Annotated in this window: 15 protein-coding genes; 14 read left to right on the plus strand and 1 reads right to left on the minus strand. The window is 62.6% G+C overall.

Annotated features, from left to right (window positions below; translation table 11 throughout):
* Positions 1-33 precede the first annotated feature (33 nt).
* The 9 genes from QCE58_RS24915 (at position 34) to QCE58_RS24955 (ending at position 7127) form a co-directional block, all read left to right on the plus strand.
* Positions 34-282 (plus strand): hypothetical protein, encoded by a 249-nt coding sequence (locus QCE58_RS24915; protein WP_033536342.1) that lies wholly within the window; start codon positions 34-36, stop codon positions 280-282.
* A 33-nt stretch (positions 283-315) separates the two neighbouring features.
* On the plus strand, positions 316-693 hold the full coding sequence (gene crcB / locus QCE58_RS24920; RefSeq protein ID WP_008353729.1) for a fluoride efflux transporter CrcB: 378 nt from the start codon (positions 316-318) through the stop codon (positions 691-693).
* A gap of 167 nt (positions 694-860) precedes the next feature.
* Positions 861-1340: a GNAT family N-acetyltransferase gene (locus QCE58_RS24925; RefSeq protein WP_008353727.1), complete on the plus strand. Its 480-nt coding sequence runs from the start codon at positions 861-863 to the stop codon at positions 1338-1340.
* Positions 1341-1462: 122 nt separating this feature from the next.
* The gene (gene hutH, locus QCE58_RS24930) at positions 1463-2992 is read left to right on the plus strand and encodes a histidine ammonia-lyase (RefSeq protein ID WP_008353726.1); all 1530 of its coding nucleotides are present in this window, start codon (positions 1463-1465) and stop codon (positions 2990-2992) included.
* Positions 2989-3684 (plus strand): histidine utilization repressor, encoded by a 696-nt coding sequence (hutC, locus tag QCE58_RS24935; RefSeq protein ID WP_008353725.1) that lies wholly within the window; start codon positions 2989-2991, stop codon positions 3682-3684. Before hutH ends, hutC begins: the two co-directional genes overlap by 4 nt.
* A 2-nt stretch (positions 3685-3686) precedes the next feature.
* Positions 3687-4259: a HutD family protein gene (locus QCE58_RS24940; protein WP_250521577.1), complete on the plus strand. Its 573-nt coding sequence runs from the start codon at positions 3687-3689 to the stop codon at positions 4257-4259.
* 31 nt (positions 4260-4290) lie between these two features.
* Positions 4291-5670 (plus strand): formimidoylglutamate deiminase, encoded by a 1380-nt coding sequence (locus tag QCE58_RS24945; RefSeq protein ID WP_250521578.1) that lies wholly within the window; start codon positions 4291-4293, stop codon positions 5668-5670.
* 8 nt (positions 5671-5678) lie between these two features.
* Complete coding sequence (hutG, locus tag QCE58_RS24950) at positions 5679-6485, plus strand: N-formylglutamate deformylase (protein ID WP_250521579.1); 807 nt, start codon at positions 5679-5681, stop codon at positions 6483-6485.
* Between the two features lie 318 nt (positions 6486-6803).
* Complete coding sequence (locus QCE58_RS24955) at positions 6804-7127, plus strand: DUF4148 domain-containing protein (RefSeq protein ID WP_250521592.1); 324 nt, start codon at positions 6804-6806, stop codon at positions 7125-7127.
* Positions 7128-7333: 206 nt separating this feature from the next.
* Here QCE58_RS24955 and QCE58_RS24960 read toward each other — a convergent pair whose 3' ends face one another.
* Positions 7334-8056 carry a TetR/AcrR family transcriptional regulator gene (locus QCE58_RS24960; RefSeq protein WP_250440483.1) on the minus strand — a complete coding sequence of 241 codons (723 nt, stop codon included), beginning with the start codon at positions 8054-8056 and terminating at the stop codon, positions 7334-7336.
* Positions 8057-8437: 381 nt separating this feature from the next.
* On the opposite strand from QCE58_RS24960, the gene QCE58_RS24965 reads away from it, so the two are divergent.
* The 5 genes from QCE58_RS24965 (at position 8438) to hydA (ending at position 16210) form a co-directional block, all read left to right on the plus strand.
* The gene (locus QCE58_RS24965) at positions 8438-9718 is read left to right on the plus strand and encodes a Zn-dependent hydrolase (RefSeq protein WP_008353719.1); all 1281 of its coding nucleotides are present in this window, start codon (positions 8438-8440) and stop codon (positions 9716-9718) included.
* Between the two features lie 87 nt (positions 9719-9805).
* Positions 9806-11140 (plus strand): NAD(P)-dependent oxidoreductase, encoded by a 1335-nt coding sequence (locus tag QCE58_RS24970; protein WP_250521581.1) that lies wholly within the window; start codon positions 9806-9808, stop codon positions 11138-11140.
* Between the two features lie 21 nt (positions 11141-11161).
* On the plus strand, positions 11162-12448 hold the full coding sequence (preA, locus tag QCE58_RS24975; RefSeq protein ID WP_008353716.1) for an NAD-dependent dihydropyrimidine dehydrogenase subunit PreA: 1287 nt from the start codon (positions 11162-11164) through the stop codon (positions 12446-12448).
* Positions 12449-12521: 73 nt separating this feature from the next.
* A complete protein-coding gene (locus QCE58_RS24980) occupies positions 12522-14009 on the plus strand; it encodes an NCS1 family nucleobase:cation symporter-1 (RefSeq protein WP_250521582.1) in 1488 nt (495 codons plus the stop codon).
* Between the two features lie 737 nt (positions 14010-14746).
* Positions 14747-16210 carry a dihydropyrimidinase gene (gene hydA / locus QCE58_RS24985; RefSeq protein ID WP_250521583.1) on the plus strand — a complete coding sequence of 488 codons (1464 nt, stop codon included), beginning with the start codon at positions 14747-14749 and terminating at the stop codon, positions 16208-16210.
* The last annotated feature ends 82 nt before the right edge of the window (positions 16211-16292 follow it).

Here is a 16292-nt window from a genome sequence, read left to right on the forward strand (position 1 = left end):
ATCGTTAGAATGGCGTCTTTCGCGAGACCGCTCATGGTTTCGACTTGCTTGCAGACGACGCTCATGCATACCGTGAAGCTTGAACATAACGACGACGAAGTCCTCGATCCCGCCGATCCGCAACTTGTCGTGCGCGGCTCGCTCTTCATCGACGGTCACGATGCCGGTTGCTGGGAAGAGCGGCGCGACGGCACATGGGCGGCGCATGTGCGGCACAAGGGCGGCTGGATCGTCGAGACGAGCCGTGGCGCGCTGATCGAGCGGCTCGCCCGCGGGGCATAACGCAGTTTTCTTCGAACTGATTTAACACATTTCATGTATCTGTCGATCATCGCCGTGGGGCTCGGCGGCGGGCTGGGCTCGTTGCTCAGATGGGTCCTCGGCTTGCGCCTGAATGCGATTTTTCCGAATCTGCCGCTCGGCACCTTTGCGGCGAACGTCATTGCGGGCTACATCATCGGCGTAGCGGTCGCTTTTTTCGCGCGCTTTCCCGATATTTCGGTGGAATGGCGCCTGTTCATCATCACCGGATTGATGGGCGGCCTGTCCACGTTTTCCACGTTCTCGGCCGAAGTGGTCGCGCATCTGCAGCAAGGGCGGCTCGGCTGGGCGCTCGGGGAGATCGCGATTCACGTTGGCGCGTCGCTCGTGATGACCGCGCTCGGCATCGCGACGGTGGCCGTCGCTTCCTGAAGGACCCGATCGGCGGCGCGGCATCGGCATCCGTCTTTTTATCGATTTGAACGTTTGCGCGCGCCGATTCCGCTCATTCCCGTAAAGTTTTTTTCCCGCGTTTTGAACGCTAGACCCTCGCTGCTTCGGCAGCGGTTTTTTCTTTTGACAGTAACGAAGGTGATGAAATGCCAGGCCTGCCGCTCATCGAAGTCAGACCGTATCGTGCGAGCGATCTCGACGGTGTAATCGATCTGTTCCAACGCGCCGTTCGCGAAACGGCATCGGCCGACTATAACGAAGCGCAGATCGCAGCCTGGTCGCAAGCCGATCGCGACGAATGGGAACTCGCGCGCTTGAGCCGCCCGACTTGGGTCGGACTTGTCGACGGCGAACTCGCGGGCTTCGCCGATCTCGAGAAGAACGGTCTCATCGACATGATGTTCGTCGATCCGATACATCAGCGCAAAAGCGTGGCGACGTCGCTGCTCGCGCGCATCGAGGCCGAAGCGGAGGTGCTCGGCCTGACGACGCTGCATACCTATTCGAGCGTCACGGGGCGGCCTTTCTTCGAATATTGTGGTTTCACGATGCTGCTGGCGCGCGCCGTCGTCGTGCGGCAGCAGCGCTTTGTCCAGTTCGTGATGGAGAAAGTGCTGGATCTGTGAAATCTGTATAGACAACACGCGTCGATCTTCCGGGGCGAGCTTAGTGAAATCCCGGATAACCCCTTGTTTCGTCCTTTCTGCGCGATTAGACTTGAGTCTAACTTGTATAGACAGGACGAACCATGATCACGCTTACGCCCGGAAAACTGACGCTGCCGCAACTGCGCCGCATCGCGCGAGGCTCGGACCCGCTTCTGCTCGATCCGGCCAGCTTCGACGCGATCGATGCCAGCGCGCGCGCAGTCGCCGCGATCGCCGCGAAGGGCGATCCGGCTTACGGCATCAATACGGGCTTCGGGCGGCTCGCCAATACGCACATTCCGGCCGATCAGCTGGAACTGCTGCAAAAGAATCTCGTGCTGTCGCATGCGGTGGGCGTGGGCGAGCCGATGTCGCGTCCGGTCGTGCGGCTTTTGATGGCGCTCAAGCTGTCGAGTCTCGGGCGCGGCCATTCGGGCATCCGCCGCGAAGTCATCGACGCGCTCATCACGCTCTTCAACGCCGACGTCCTGCCGATCATCCCGATCAAGGGTTCGGTCGGCGCATCGGGCGACCTCGCGCCGCTCGCGCATATGTCGACGGTGCTGCTCGGCATCGGCGAAGTCACGATTCGCGGTGAGCGCGCCAGTGCGCTCGACGGTCTGGCGGTCGCGGGCCTCAAGCCGCTCACGCTGCAGGCGAAGGAAGGTCTCGCGCTGCTGAACGGCACGCAGGCGTCGGCGGCGCTCGCGCTTTACAACCTTTTCGCGATCGAAGATCTGTTCCGCACCGCGCTCGTCGCGGGCGCGCTGTCCGTCGATGCAGCCGCCGGCTCGGTCGTTCCGTTCGATGCGCGCATCCATGAACTGCGCGGTCATCGCGGGCAGATGGAAGCCGCATCGGCGTATCGCACGCTGCTGAAGGGCTCCGGCATCAATCTGTCGCACGCGGATTGCGACAAGGTGCAGGACCCGTACAGCCTGCGCTGCCAGCCGCAGGTGATGGGCGCGTGCCTCGACCAGATGCGCCACGCGGCGGATGTCCTGCTGATCGAATCGAACGCCGTCTCCGACAACCCGCTGATCTTCCCCGATACGGGCGAAGTGCTCTCGGGCGGCAACTTCCACGCCGAGCCGGTCGCATTCGCCGCCGACAATCTCGCGCTCGCCGCAGCCGAAATCGGCGCGCTCGCGGAACGCCGCATCGCGCTTTTGATCGACGCGACGCTCTCGGGCCTGCCGCCGTTCCTGGTGCGCGATGGCGGCGTCAACTCCGGCTTCATGATCGCGCACGTGACGGCGGCCGCGCTCGCATCGGAGAACAAGACGCTCGCGCATCCGGCGTCGGTCGATTCGCTGCCGACGTCCGCGAACCAGGAAGACCACGTCTCGATGGCGACGTTCGCCGCGCGCAAGCTCGGCGACATCGCCAGCAACACCGCGAACATCCTCGCGATCGAACTGCTCGCGGCGGCGCAAGGCGTCGATCTGCGCGCGCCGCATCAGACGAGCGCGCCGCTCGCCGAAGTGATGAAGACGCTGCGCGCGCACGTGCCGCACTACGACCTCGACCATTACTTCGCGCCCGACATCGCCGCGATCGCGACGCTCGTGCAGCAAGGCGCGATCGCGCGGCACAGCCCGTTCTCGTTCGCGTCGGAACAAGCTGAATGAGCACGCCCGCGTATCAGGAGATCAAGGACTACATTCTCCAGCGCATTCATATCGGCGAGTGGAAGGAGGGCGACCAGGTGCCTTCCGAAAACGAGCTTGCGCGCGAATTCAAGGTCGCGCGCATGACCGTGAACCGCGCGCTGCGCGAACTGACCGCCGAACAGGTGCTGACGCGCGTGCAGGGCGCGGGCACCTTCGTCGCGCAGCCGAAATACGCGTCGACGCTCGTCGAGATTCGCAGCATTTCGGATGAAATCGTCGCGCGCGGTCACACGTATCGCGCGCAGGTGCTGCATTTGGGCGCGTCGATCGTCGATGAAGCGCTCGCCGCCGAAATGCATCTCGCGCTCGGCAGCCCGGTGTTTCATTCGCGCGTGCTGCATTTCGAAAACGACGAGCCGGTACAGATGGAAGAACGTTACGTGAATCCCGCGCTGGCGCCGGAATACGCGCGCCAGGATTTCACGACGATCACGCCGAACCAGTATCTGATGACCGCCGCGCCGCTGCAGCGCGTCGAGTATCGGATCGAGGCATCGGTGCCGTCGGCGGAAATTCGGCTCGCGCTCGCGATGGCCGAGCACGAGCCGTGTCTGCTGCTGCATCGGCGCACGTGGTCGCGCGATGCGGTGGCGTCGGTTGCGAATCTCTGGCATCCCGGCGACCGCTACCAATTCACCGGACACTTCTGAACGTGACGATCATTCGTGCCGATTCGCTGACGCCCACGCCGTGGAAGAACGGCGGCGGCATCACGCGCGAGATCGCGGCGGGGCCGCAGGGCGTGTCGCTCGATGCGTTCGCGTGGCGTCTGTCGCTCGCCGACGTCGCATCCGACGGTGCGTTCTCGAAGTTCGAGGGCGTCGATCGCGTGCTCGTGCTGCTCGACGGCGCGGGCATGCGTCTGACGGAAGCGCACGGCAACGTGCATGTTCTCGATGCGCCGCTCGCAATCGCGCGCTTTGCCGGCGAGACGCCGATTCACGCCACGCTCCTCGCCGGCCCGACGCGCGATTTCAACGTGATGGTGCGCCGCGATCGCGCGCGCGCAACGGTGAACGCCGGGCGCGCGTCATGCTCGCTCGCGTTCGAACACGACGTGACGTTTCTGTTCTGCGTGCAAGGGCGGCTCGACATCAAGTTCGCCGACGACACATGCCATACGCTCGAAGCAGGCGACACCTCGCGCATCGATGGCGCGAGCGCGCTCGAATGCGCGGTTCAGGATGGCGCATCGTGGCTGCATATCGGCATCGACATGATGTAGACGCGCATCGACATAACAACGGAGACAAGCGATGAACGCATTCTTCGCGGAGCACGCGCGCCTCGCCGATGGCTGGCGTCGCGACGTGCTGCTCGAATGGGACGACGCCGGCACGCTCGTGCGCGTCACGCCGGACAGCGCGGCGCCCGCGGGCGTCGAGCGCGCGAAAGGACCGATCCTGCCCGGCATGCCGAATCTGCACTCGCACGCGTTCCAGCGTGCGATGGCGGGCCTCACCGAGTATCGCGCGAGCGTCGCCGATACGTTCTGGAGCTGGCGCGATCTCATGTATCGCTTCGCCGCGCGGATCGGCCCGGAATCGATCGCGGATATCGCGCACTGGCTTTACATCGAGATGCTGAAGGCCGGCTACACGTCGGTGTGCGAGTTTCATTACGTGCATCACGCGCCCGATGGCGCGCCGTACGCGAATCGCGCGGAACTCGCGGAGCGCGTCGTCGATGCGGCGGAGCGCGCGGGCATCGGCATGACGATGCTGCCGGTGCTCTACGAATACAGCGGCTTCGGCAAGAGCGCGCCGCGCGACGATCAGCGGCGCTTTCTCAATACGCCCGATTCGCTGCTCGGGCTCATCGACGCCCTCGCGCGCTCGCGGCCCGAAAACGGCGCGCGGCGTTACGGCGTCGCGCCGCATTCGTTGCGCGCGGTGTCGGGCGAATCGCTCGCGGCGCTCATCGAGGGAATCGATGCGCGTTTTGAGCGCGCGCCGGTGCATATCCATATCGCCGAACAGATGGCCGAAGTGGACGCCTGCGTCGCGGCTACGGGGCATCGTCCGGTGGACTGGCTGCTCGAACATTTCAACGTCGATGAGCGCTGGTGCCTCGTGCACGCGACGCACGTCGATGCCCGCGAATGCGCGCGTCTCGCGGCGAGCGGCGCGGTCGCGGGTCTGTGTCTCACGACCGAAGCGAATCTCGGCGACGGCGTGTTCCCGTCGCGCGATTATCTCGACGCGGGCGGGCGCATCGGCGTCGGGTCCGACAGTCATGTCGGCGTCGACTGGCGCTCGGAGCTGCGTCTGCTGGAATACGGGCAGCGCCTTTGCCGCCAGCAACGCAACGTGCTGGCGTCGCCGACGCAAAGCCGTCCGGCCGATCGTCTTTTCGATGCCGCGCTCGATGGCGGCGCGCACGCGACGGGACGCGCTGTCGGTGCGCTCGCGCAAGGCTTGCGCGCCGACTGGCTCGTGCTCGACGACGCGCATCCGGGCATCGGCGGACATGCGAGCGACGCGTGGATGTCGAGCGCGGTGTTTTGCGAGCATGGCGAGACGCCGATCCGCGATGTCTTCATCTCCGGCCGCAAGGTGATCAACGCGCGCCGTCACGCCGACGAAGACGAAGCGCTCGCGCGTTATCGCGCCGCCTTGCGCGGCTTGCTGGATTGAGGTCTCACATGAACGGCTCTTCGATCTTCACGCTGGAACGCGGCAACGCGCCGCTCCTGATTTCGATTCCGCACCGCGGCACGCAGATTCCCTGCGCCCTCGCCGACGAGATGACGCCCGTCGCCAAGCTCACCGAGGATTGCGATTGGCATCTCGAACGCCTCTATGCGTTTGCGCGCGATCTGGGCGCATCGATCCTGACGCCGCACTACGCGCGCTATGTCGTCGATCTGAACCGCCCGCCCGACGACGCGAATCTCTATCCCGGCCGCGACACGACGGGGCTCTGTCCGGTCGATACCTTCGACAAGGCGCCGCTCTACAAGCCGGGCCACGAGCCGTCGCGCGATCAGATCGATGCGCGCCGCGCGATGTACTGGCAGCCGTATCACGATGCGCTCGCCGGCGAGCTCGATGCGCTGCGGCGGACGCACGGCCGCGTGCTGCTATGGGAAGCGCATTCGATCCGCTCGGTCGTGCCGCGCTTTTTCGATGGCCGCCTGACCGATTTCAACTTCGGCACGGCGGATGGCGCGTCGGCGGCGCCGGGGCTGGCGGAACGGCTTGCGAGCATCGTCGAGCGCGACGGCCGGTACACGACGGTGGCCAACGGGCGCTTCAAGGGCGGCTATATCACCCGGCGTTACGGGCGGCCCGAAGAGGGCGTTCACGCGGTTCAACTGGAGCTTACGCAGGTCAGCTACATGGAAGAAGCGCCGCCATTCGCTTACGACGAAGCCAAGGCGAACGCGATCGAACCGCTGTTGCGCGAGCTCGTATCCGCCGCGCTTGCCTATGTGACCGCGGCTTGCTGACTGTCAGCCGGATGACGAATTGCTGGCGTCGGCGTAATGGCCGGATCCGCAGCGATCTCGCGTGCGCGCGGCGGACGTGAAAATTACGCTGGAAAAACAGTAACTTAAGCAGGGTCCGCCACGCGATCCCGCGCACGCCGCGCAACACGGAGCGAAACGCATTGTTGCGGTCCGGACAATTATGTTTCCTTGAAATTGGGGTTTCCCCTAAGTCTGCGGCCTCCTACACTGTCTTCAAGCGAAACGAAATCAGAAAACGCTTAAAAAGCTTCCGATTCGGTTTCGATTTCAAAACAAGACTACTGGAGGTTCATCATGATCAAGGCATTCGTTCCCGCACTCGTCGTCGCTGCTGCTTTGGCTGCCCCGACTTTCGCTTCGGCACAAAGCAATGCGCCGGTGACTCGCGCTCAAGTCCGCGCTGAACTGGTTCAACTGGAAAAGGCTGGCTACAACCCGTCGGAAGACCGCGTGAACTATCCGCAGAATCTGCAGGCCGCTCAAGCACGCGTGAACGCTGAAAATGGCGCGAACGGTTATGGTCCTTCGACCGCTGGCACTTCGCAATCGGGCGTAGCTGCTCCGGCCGCACGCGCCAACGTGTCGATGTCGGATCGCAACTCGGTCTACTTCGGTCACTAATCGAAGGTTGATGCAGCAGGGCAGTAGATGTGGTGAGCAGTAGCGGTTGAAGTAGCAGCAAGCATCAGAAAGTGCAGTACTTGCGAGAATGCAGTAGTAGTGCGTAGTAAAGCAGTACAGCAGCAAGAAGCAAGAAGCAAGAAGCAAGAAGCAAGAAGCAAGAAGCAAGCAGTGAACGCCGGCCGCCATCGAGCGGCCGGCGTTTTTTATTGCGCGTCGTCCTTCTCTTCGATGCGCGGCGACACCGCCCCGCACGCGCGAATCACGAGTCGCACGACTTCTTCCGTCTGTTCATCGAAGGCCTTGCGTGTGAGCGCGCGCTTGCCTTTCAACGCCCGTATCTGCGCATCGAAGTCGGCATAGTGCTGCGTGATCGCCCAGATCATGAACATGAACGTGTCCGGCTCGACCGGCGCGAGCAAGCCGCGCGCGATCCAGCTTTCGATGACGATGACGCGTGTATCGAGCCAGGGCTTCACGCGTTCGTTGAGAATGTCCTGCATGTGATGCGCGCCGTGGATGATCTCGCTCGCCCACACCTTCGAGCCGAGCGGCCTGCGTCGCGACAGGTCCATCTTTGCGCGCACATAGCCGCCGATCGCTTCCACGGGATCGTCGCTGCATTCGAAGGTATCCGCCGCGCGATGCCAGTCCTCGAACAGATCTTCGAGCACGCGCCGATAGAGCGCGAGCTTTGTCGGAAAGTAGTAATGCAGGTTGGCCTTCGGCAAGCCGGCGCGTTCGGCGATCATCGCCGTGCTCGCGCCTTCGAGTCCTTTCTCCGCGAACACTTCCTCGGCGCAAGCGAGAAGCTGCGCTTCGTTGCTCTCGCGGATTTGCGCCTTGCTACGCCGTGAAGGCGGCGCAGTGTCTTCGTTTCCGGCGATGCCGTTCGCCGCGTCGTCGTATCTCATCGTCGAGTTCTTCATCGTCGAATTCTTGGGCCGTGTGCCGCATCGTGCCTGATTCGCGTTATTCGTGCTATTCGCATGTTTGGCGCTGCATCGCGTCGAAAAGGCCATTGCACCCAATAGCTGCCGATGCTGCATCGCAATGGCACGCTTATCGCTTTATTTGCTCGGTGTTTGCCCGCACACGAAAGACGTTGATTTGCTTATTTTAATCGGCTACAACCTGTCCAACTGGACAGGATTGAAGAGCGCTCGATTTATCGAAGAGGCGTGTCGTTCGCATCATTCATCGCATAAGAAAAACGTGCACCGGGCGCGTGCAGCATCGCACCGCAAACGTCCGGCATGCACGAAACGAAGTCACTCACATACGAAGTCCGATCGTAAGGAGCGAGGCGAATGAACGTCGTAACGGATGCAATCAGAGAAGCTGGTCTCGATACGTCCATCAAGGTGAACGGTCAGCGTCTATGGGACAGCCTGATGACGATGGCCAAAATCGGCGCGACACCGAAGGGCGGTGTCTGCCGTCTCGCGCTGACCGATCTCGATCGCGAAGGGCGCGATCTCATCGTGAGCTGGGCGAAGGCAGCGGGCTGCACGGTGAGCGTCGATCAGATGGGCAACGTGTTCATGCGCCGCGCAGGACGCAATCTCGACGCGCTGCCGGTGGTTACTGGCTCGCACGCGGATTCACAGCCTACGGGCGGGCGCTTCGACGGCATCTACGGTGTGCTTGGCGGACTCGAAGTGATCCGCTCGCTCAACGATCGCGGCATCGAAACCGAGCATCCGATCGAAGTCGTCATCTGGACCAACGAGGAAGGCTCGCGCTTCGCACCCGCGATGGTTGCGTCGGGCGTGTTCGCGGGCGTGTTCTCGCTCGATTACGGTCTGTCGCGCAAGGACGTCGATGGCAAGACGATCGGCGAAGAACTCGAGCGCATCGGTTATGCGGGCGATGTGCCGTGCGGCGGCCGCAAGCTGCACGCGGCGTTCGAGCTGCATATCGAGCAAGGGCCGATACTCGAGGCCGAAGACAAGACGATCGGCGTCGTCACCGATGCGCAAGGTCAGCGCTGGTACGAGATCACGCTGACGGGCCAGGAAGCCCACGCAGGCCCGACCCCGATGCCGCGCCGCAAGGATGCGCTCCTCGGCGCATCGCGCGTGGTCGATCTCGTGAACCGCATCGGCCTCGACAACGCGCCGCTCGGGTGCGCGACGGTCGGCATGATGCAAGTGCATCCGAACTCGCGCAACGTGATTCCGGGCCGCGTGTTCTTCACCGTCGATTTCCGTCATCCCGACGATGCCGTGCTCGCGCGCATGGATGCCGCGTTGCGCGAGGGCGTGGCACGCATCGCGGGCGAGATCGGTCTGGAGACCGCGCTCGAACAGATCTTCTACTACGAGCCCGTCAAGTTCGACGCCGCGTGCGTCGCTTCCGTGCGGGCGGCGGCGCAGCGCTTCGGCTATTCGCATCGCGACATGGTGTCGGGCGCGGGCCACGATGCGTGCTATCTCGCGCAGGTCGCGCCGACGTCGATGGTGTTCGTGCCGTGCGTCGATGGCATCAGCCACAACGAGATCGAAGACGCGACGCAGGAATGGATCGAGGCAGGCGCGAACGTGCTGCTGCACGCAATGCTGGAGCGCGCGTCGGAACCGGCTTCATAAGCGACGTTTTCTGTTGTTACGTTCAGCACTGTCCGCGTCGATCAAACGCGGACGGCGGGCACTCGTACGTCCTCACAAGGAACGCGCATGACCATGAAATCGACCGGCGATATCGCGAGCCATCGCCTCACGCAGGAACAGCTCGCATGCGAATTCGCGGATGTCGCGCCGCTCCTCGACGCCACCGCCGCCGCTGCCGCCGCGAGCCGCTGCCACTACTGCTACGACGCGCCGTGCGTCCAGGCATGTCCGACGAGCATCGACATTCCAGGCTTCATCCGCAAGATCGGCAACGGCAATCTGAAGGGCGCGGCCGTCGATATCCTGTCGGCCAATCCGCTCGGCGGAATGTGCGCGCGCGTGTGCCCGACGGAGATTCTTTGCGAGGGTAGTTGCGTACGCAACCATCCGGGCGACGAGCCGGTGAAGATCGGCGCGTTGCAGCGTCATGCGACCGATTGGGCGATGGCCAAAGGCGTCGCGTTATTCGAACGCGCGCCGGAAACCGGGCGCCGCATTGCGATCGTCGGTGCGGGACCGGCGGGACTCGCGTGTGCGTATCGGCTTGCGCTTGCGGGGCATCGCGCGGTGATCTTCGATGCGCGCGAGAAGCCAGGCGGACTCAACGAATACGGCATTGCTGCGTACAAGACCGTCGAGGATTATGCGCAGCGCGAAATCGAATGGCTGTATTCGATCGGCGGTATCGAGATCAACATAGGTCAGTCGCTCGGCCGCGACTTCACGCTCGACGAGTTGCGCAAGCAATACGACGCAGTGTTTATCGCGTTCGGCCTTGCTGGCGTGCGCGAGCTGGCGCTCGAAGGCGAAGCGCTCGAAGGCGTGATGAACGCCGTCGATTTCATCGAGCAAGTGCGCGAGGCAGATGATCTCGCGAGCGTGCCGGTCGGGCGGCGCGTCGTCGTGATCGGCGGCGGCAACACGGCGGTCGATGCGTGCGTTCAAAGCCGCAAACTTGGCGCGACGAACGTGACGATGGCGTATCGGCGGGGCGTCGAGAACATGAGCGCGACGTGGGCCGAACGTGAGTTCGCGCAGACGAACGGCGTGAGCATCGTCACGCACGCGAATCCGGTGCGATTGGTCGGCGATAACGGGCAGGTGACGGGCGTCGAGTTCGAACGCGGCGGCGAGCGCTTCGTGATCGAAGCGGACATGGTGCTGAAGGCGATCGGGCAAACGCTTGTTCCCGTCGGAATCGATCGCGAGTTATTGACGCTCGATGGCGGGCGCATCGTCACCGACGAGAACCGTCAGACGACGCTCGCGAAAGTCTGGGCCGGCGGCGATTGCGCGACCCATGAAGGACTCGATCTCACCGTGCAGGCCGTACAGGACGGCAAGCTGGCGGCCGCGTCCATCGACGCGTCGTTCGAACTGACTGCGATCAAAGCCGCCTGAGCCAAAAGGAGAACCACGAACATGGCCGATCTGACTTGCAACATCGCCGGCATCACGTCGCCGAATCCTTTCTGGCTCGCGTCTGCGCCGCCGACCGACAAAGCCTACAACGTCAACCGCGCTTTCGAAGCGGGCTGGGGCGGCGTCGTGTGGAAGACGCTCGGGCTTGATCCGCACGTCGTGAACGTGAGTTCGCGTTACGGCGCGGTGCAATGGAACGGACAAAGAATCGCAGGACTGAATAACATCGAACTGATTACGGACAGACCGCTCGACGTGAACTTGCGCGAGATCGAACAGGTGAAGCGCGACTGGCCCGACCGCGCGCTTATCGTCTCGTTGATGGTTCCGTGCAACGAGAAGGACTGGAAGTGGATTCTCACGCAAGTGGAAGACACGGGCGCAGATGCGGTGGAACTGAACTTCGGTTGTCCGCATGGCATGAGCGAACGCGGCATGGGCGCGGCCGTCGGACAAGTGCCTGAATATGTCGAAATGGTGACGCGCTGGGTGAAGGAAGGCACGAAGCTGCCGTGCCTCGTGAAGCTCACGCCGAACATCAGCGATATTCGCATGGGTTCGCGCGCCGCGTTCAAAGGCGGCGCCGATGGCGTGTCGCTCATCAACACGATCAACTCGATCGTTGCGGTCGATCTCGATCAGATGGCGCCGATGCCGACCGTCGACGGCAAGGGCACGCACGGCGGCTATTGTGGTCCCGCCGTGAAGCCGATCGCGCTGAACATGGTCGCCGAAATCGCGCGCGATCCGCAGACGCCGAATCTGCCTATCTCCGGCATCGGCGGCATTTCATCGTGGCGCGATGCGGCGGAATTCATGGTGCTTGGCGCGGGCAGCGTGCAGGTGTGCACGGCCGCGATGCACTACGGCTTTCGCATCGTGTCCGATCTCGCCGATGGCCTCTCGAACTGGATGGACGAGAAAGGCTACGCAACGCTCGATGACATTCGCGGGCGCGCCGTGCCGAACGTCACGGACTGGAAGCATCTCAATCTCAAGTACGACATCAAGGCGCGCATCGATCAGGACAAGTGCATCCAGTGCGGGCTGTGTCATATCGCTTGCGAGGACACATCGCATCAGGCGATCCTGAAGGAGAAGGACGGCAAGCGTCATTTCGAAGTGGTCGATTCGGAATGCGTCGGCTGCAATCTGTGCATGCACGTTTGTCCTGTCGAGCAGTGCATCACGATGGAACGCGTCGATGCGGGCGAATATGCGAACTGGACCACGCATCCGAACAATCCCGCGCGCATCGATGCGGAAGAACCCGCGAAAGCGGCATGAACATAGACATAACGTAGCGCTCGTCGTCGTTGAATCCCCATGATCAACCGCACACTCAACCGGAGTGCATCCGATGAATCAGACAGCGCATGACGTCGAGACGAGCAGCTTGTATAACGATGACCTCGCACCGACCGGCCCCGCACAGCGCACGTGGAAGTGGTATCACTTCGCGGCGTTGTGGGTCGGCATGGTGATGAACATTGCGTCATACATGCTGGCCGCGGGTCTCACGGACCAGGGCATGTCGCCGTGGCAGGCCGTGTTGACGGTTCTGCTCGGCAACATGATCGTGCTCGTGCCGATGTTGCTGATCGGCCATGCGGGCGCGAAGCACGGCATTCCGTATGCGGTACTCGTGCGCTCGTCGTTCGGCACGCAAGGCGCGAAGTTGCCGGCGCTGCTGCGTGCGATCGTCGCGTGCGGTTGGTACGGCATTCAGACGTGGCTGGGCGGCAGCGCCATCTATACGCTCTTGAATATCCTGACGGGAAACGCATTGCATGGCGCGGCGCTGCCGCTCATCGATATCTCGCTCGGACAACTTGCGTGCTTTCTCGTGTTCTGGGCCTTGCAGCTCTACTTCATCTGGCACGGCACCGATTCGATTCGCTGGCTCGAAAGCTGGTCTGCGCCGATCAAGGTTGTGATGTGCATCGCGCTCGTGTGGTGGGCGACGAGCAAGGCGGGCGGCATCGGTTCCATGCTTTCGGCGCCGTCGCAGTTCGTCGCGGGCGGCAAGAAGGAGGGCCTTTTCTGGGCCACGTTCTGGCCGGGGCTCACGGCGATGGTCGGCTTCTGGGCGACGCTCGCGCTGAACATTCCCGACTTCACGCGCTTCGCGCGCACGCAACGCGATCAGGTGATCGGGCAATCGATCGGCCTGCCTGTGCCGATGGCGCTGCTCTCGGTGATCTCGGTTGTCGTCACGTCGGCGACGGTCGTGATCTACGGCAAGGCGATCTGGGATCCGATCGATCTCACGAGCCGCATGACGGGCATCGGTGTGGGCGTGGCACTGATCATCCTCACGCTCGATACGATGTGCTGCAATCTGGCGGCCAATCTCGTTGGACCGGCTTACGATTTTTCGAGCCTTTGGCCGAAGGGGATTTCGTATCGCGCGGGCGGCATGATTACGGCGACGATAGCCATCGTCATGATGCCTTGGAAGATTCTCGCGACTACGCAGGGTTACATCTTCACGTGGCTCGTGGGCTATTCGGCGCTGCTCGGTCCGGTCGCGGGCATTCTGATGGTCGATTACTTTTTGATTCGCGGCACGCGGCTCGATCAGCGCGAACTCTTCGATGAAGACGGTGAGTATTCGTATAGCGGCGGATGGAATGTGGCGGCGGTGGTGGCGCTTTTGATCGGCGTGCTGCCGAATCTGCCGGGTTTTTTGCACACTGCGTTTCCGGGTTCCTTTCCTAACGTGCCCGCGTTTTTCAATACGCTCTATACGTATGCGTGGTTCGTTGGTCTCGTGCTGGCTGCCGTCGTGTATGGATCGTGGATGAAGTTGCGCGGTGGCGCGCGGGCCAGGGTTTTGAGTGCTTGAGTTTTTCGCTTTCGCTTTCGCTTTTGCTTCGCCGGATCCCGTTTTCTTGGTGGTCTATGAGCGTTGCCCCTGTGCGGGGCGGCAGTCACTTTCTTTGCTGCTGCAAAGAAAGTAACCAAAGAAAGCAGCTCGTTAAGGCCTCGCGGTCACACGCAATTTGGGTAGTTCTCTCGTTGCAGATGGCACTCGCCTAAAGAGTGCCATCGAAGGACTAACCGGGCTTGGATCGCGCACGGTCTGACAAGCTAGTTTTCCAAGGGCGCTGGATCAGCACGAAACAGCTTCGGCACAGCGCTACGCGCTGCCGCCGGGTCTGCAAGGGAAACCAACGTGAGGAACACGCGGCGTGGTCAGAGGGAAGGGTAAGCAGAGAAGCACTCGCGGACCCGATTGGCCGTTCGGCCGCGAAGCGGGCTGGAGCTATTTGGTGCTGAACCGGTTTGGTGTGTGGTGCGATGAGACGGACCGTGCGCGAGCCAAGCCCGATGGGGCCTATGAGGGCACTCTTTAGGCAGCCCACGATGGACGAGAGGACTACCCAAATTGCGTGTGACCGCGGGCGTATCGGGAGCTGCTTTCTTTGCTTACTTTCTTTGCAGCAGCAAAGAAAGTGAGTGCCGCCCCGCACAGGGGCAGTGCTAATAGACCGACACGAACAAAGGATTTCACGAGAGCGGAAGCGAACAAGCAACGCAACGCAACGCAACGCAACGATAACCTCCCGGAGGGACACTTCAATGCCAACATTGATCCGCGGCGGCACCATCATCGACGCTGACCGCACCTACCGCGCCGATGTTCTCTGCGCAGACCCGCAAGCCGGTGGCACGATCCTGGCGATAGGCCTCGACATAGAGGCACCGGCCGATACGCACACCATAGACGCCGGCGGTCAGTACGTCATGCCGGGCGGCATCGATCCGCACACGCACATGGAACTGCCCTTCATGGGCACCACCGCGAGCGACGATTTCTATACCGGCACCGCAGCGGGATTGTCAGGCGGCACGACGAGTATCATCGACTTCGTGATTCCGAGCCCGAAGCAACCACTCATGGATGCGTTCAAAGAATGGCGCGGCTGGGCTGAGAAAGCATCGGCGGACTACGGCTTTCACGTCGCGGTGACGTGGTGGGACGAGTCGGTGCATCGCGACATGGGCCTGCTGGTTCACGAACACGGTGTGTCGAGCTTCAAGCACTTCATGGCCTACAAAAACGCGATCATGGCCGACGACGAAGTGCTCGTGAACAGCTTCACGCGCTCGCTTGAACTCGGCGCGCTGCCGACCGTGCACGCGGAAAACGGCGAGCTCGTCTTTCAGTTGCAGAAGCAACTACTTGCGAAAGGCTTCAGAGGACCGGAGGCGCATCCGTTGTCGCGTCCGCCCGAAGTGGAAGGCGAGGCGGCCAATCGCGCGATCCGCATCGCGCAAGTGCTCGGCGTGCCGCTCTATATCGTGCATGTGTCGGCGAAAGATGCAGTCGATGTCATCGCCAAGGCGCGCAACGAAGGACTGCGCGTATTCGGTGAAGTGTTGCCGGGCCATCTGGTGATCGATGAATCGGTGTATCGCGATCCCGACTGGACGCGCGCCGCCGCGCACGTGATGAGCCCGCCGTTTCGCACGAGCGAGCACCGCGAAGCATTGTGGCGCGGGCTGCAATCGGGACAGCTTCATACGACGGCGACGGATCATTGCGTGTTCTGCGCATCGCAGAAGGCGATGGGCCGCGAGGACTTCACGAAGATCCCCAACGGTTGCGGCGGCGTGGAAGATCGCATGTCGGTGCTGTGGCATCACGGCGTCAACATGGGACGTCTCACGCCGAACGAATTCGTGCGCGTGACATCGACGAACGCGGCGCAAATCTTCAATCTCTATCCGCGAAAGGGGGCGGTGCAGATAGGCGCGGACGCAGATCTCGTCGTATGGGATCCGAACGCGACCCGCACGATCTCCGTAAAGGCGCATCATCAAAAGGTCGATTTCAACGTCTTCGAAGGCATGCAAGTGCAGGGCGTCGCGACGCACACGCTCACGCGCGGCGCGCTCGCGTGGACCGACGGCGATCTGCGCGCGGAACGCGGCGCGGGACAGTATCTGAAGCGTCCGCCGAACGCGTCGTACTTCGAGGCGGCGCGCGTCGCCAACAAGCTGAAGGAACCGCATCCGGTGAATCGCGCTGAATCGGCTTGATTTGGGCATCGGTCGACGAAGCTCCGCGTTGCATTCGACGCGGAGTTTTGTCACGTTTCGCGGCGTGGTCACGCGCCTGCAA

The sequence above is a fragment of the Caballeronia sp. LZ028 genome, assembly GCF_031451415.1.
Lineage (GTDB): Bacteria > Pseudomonadota > Gammaproteobacteria > Burkholderiales > Burkholderiaceae > Caballeronia > Caballeronia zhejiangensis.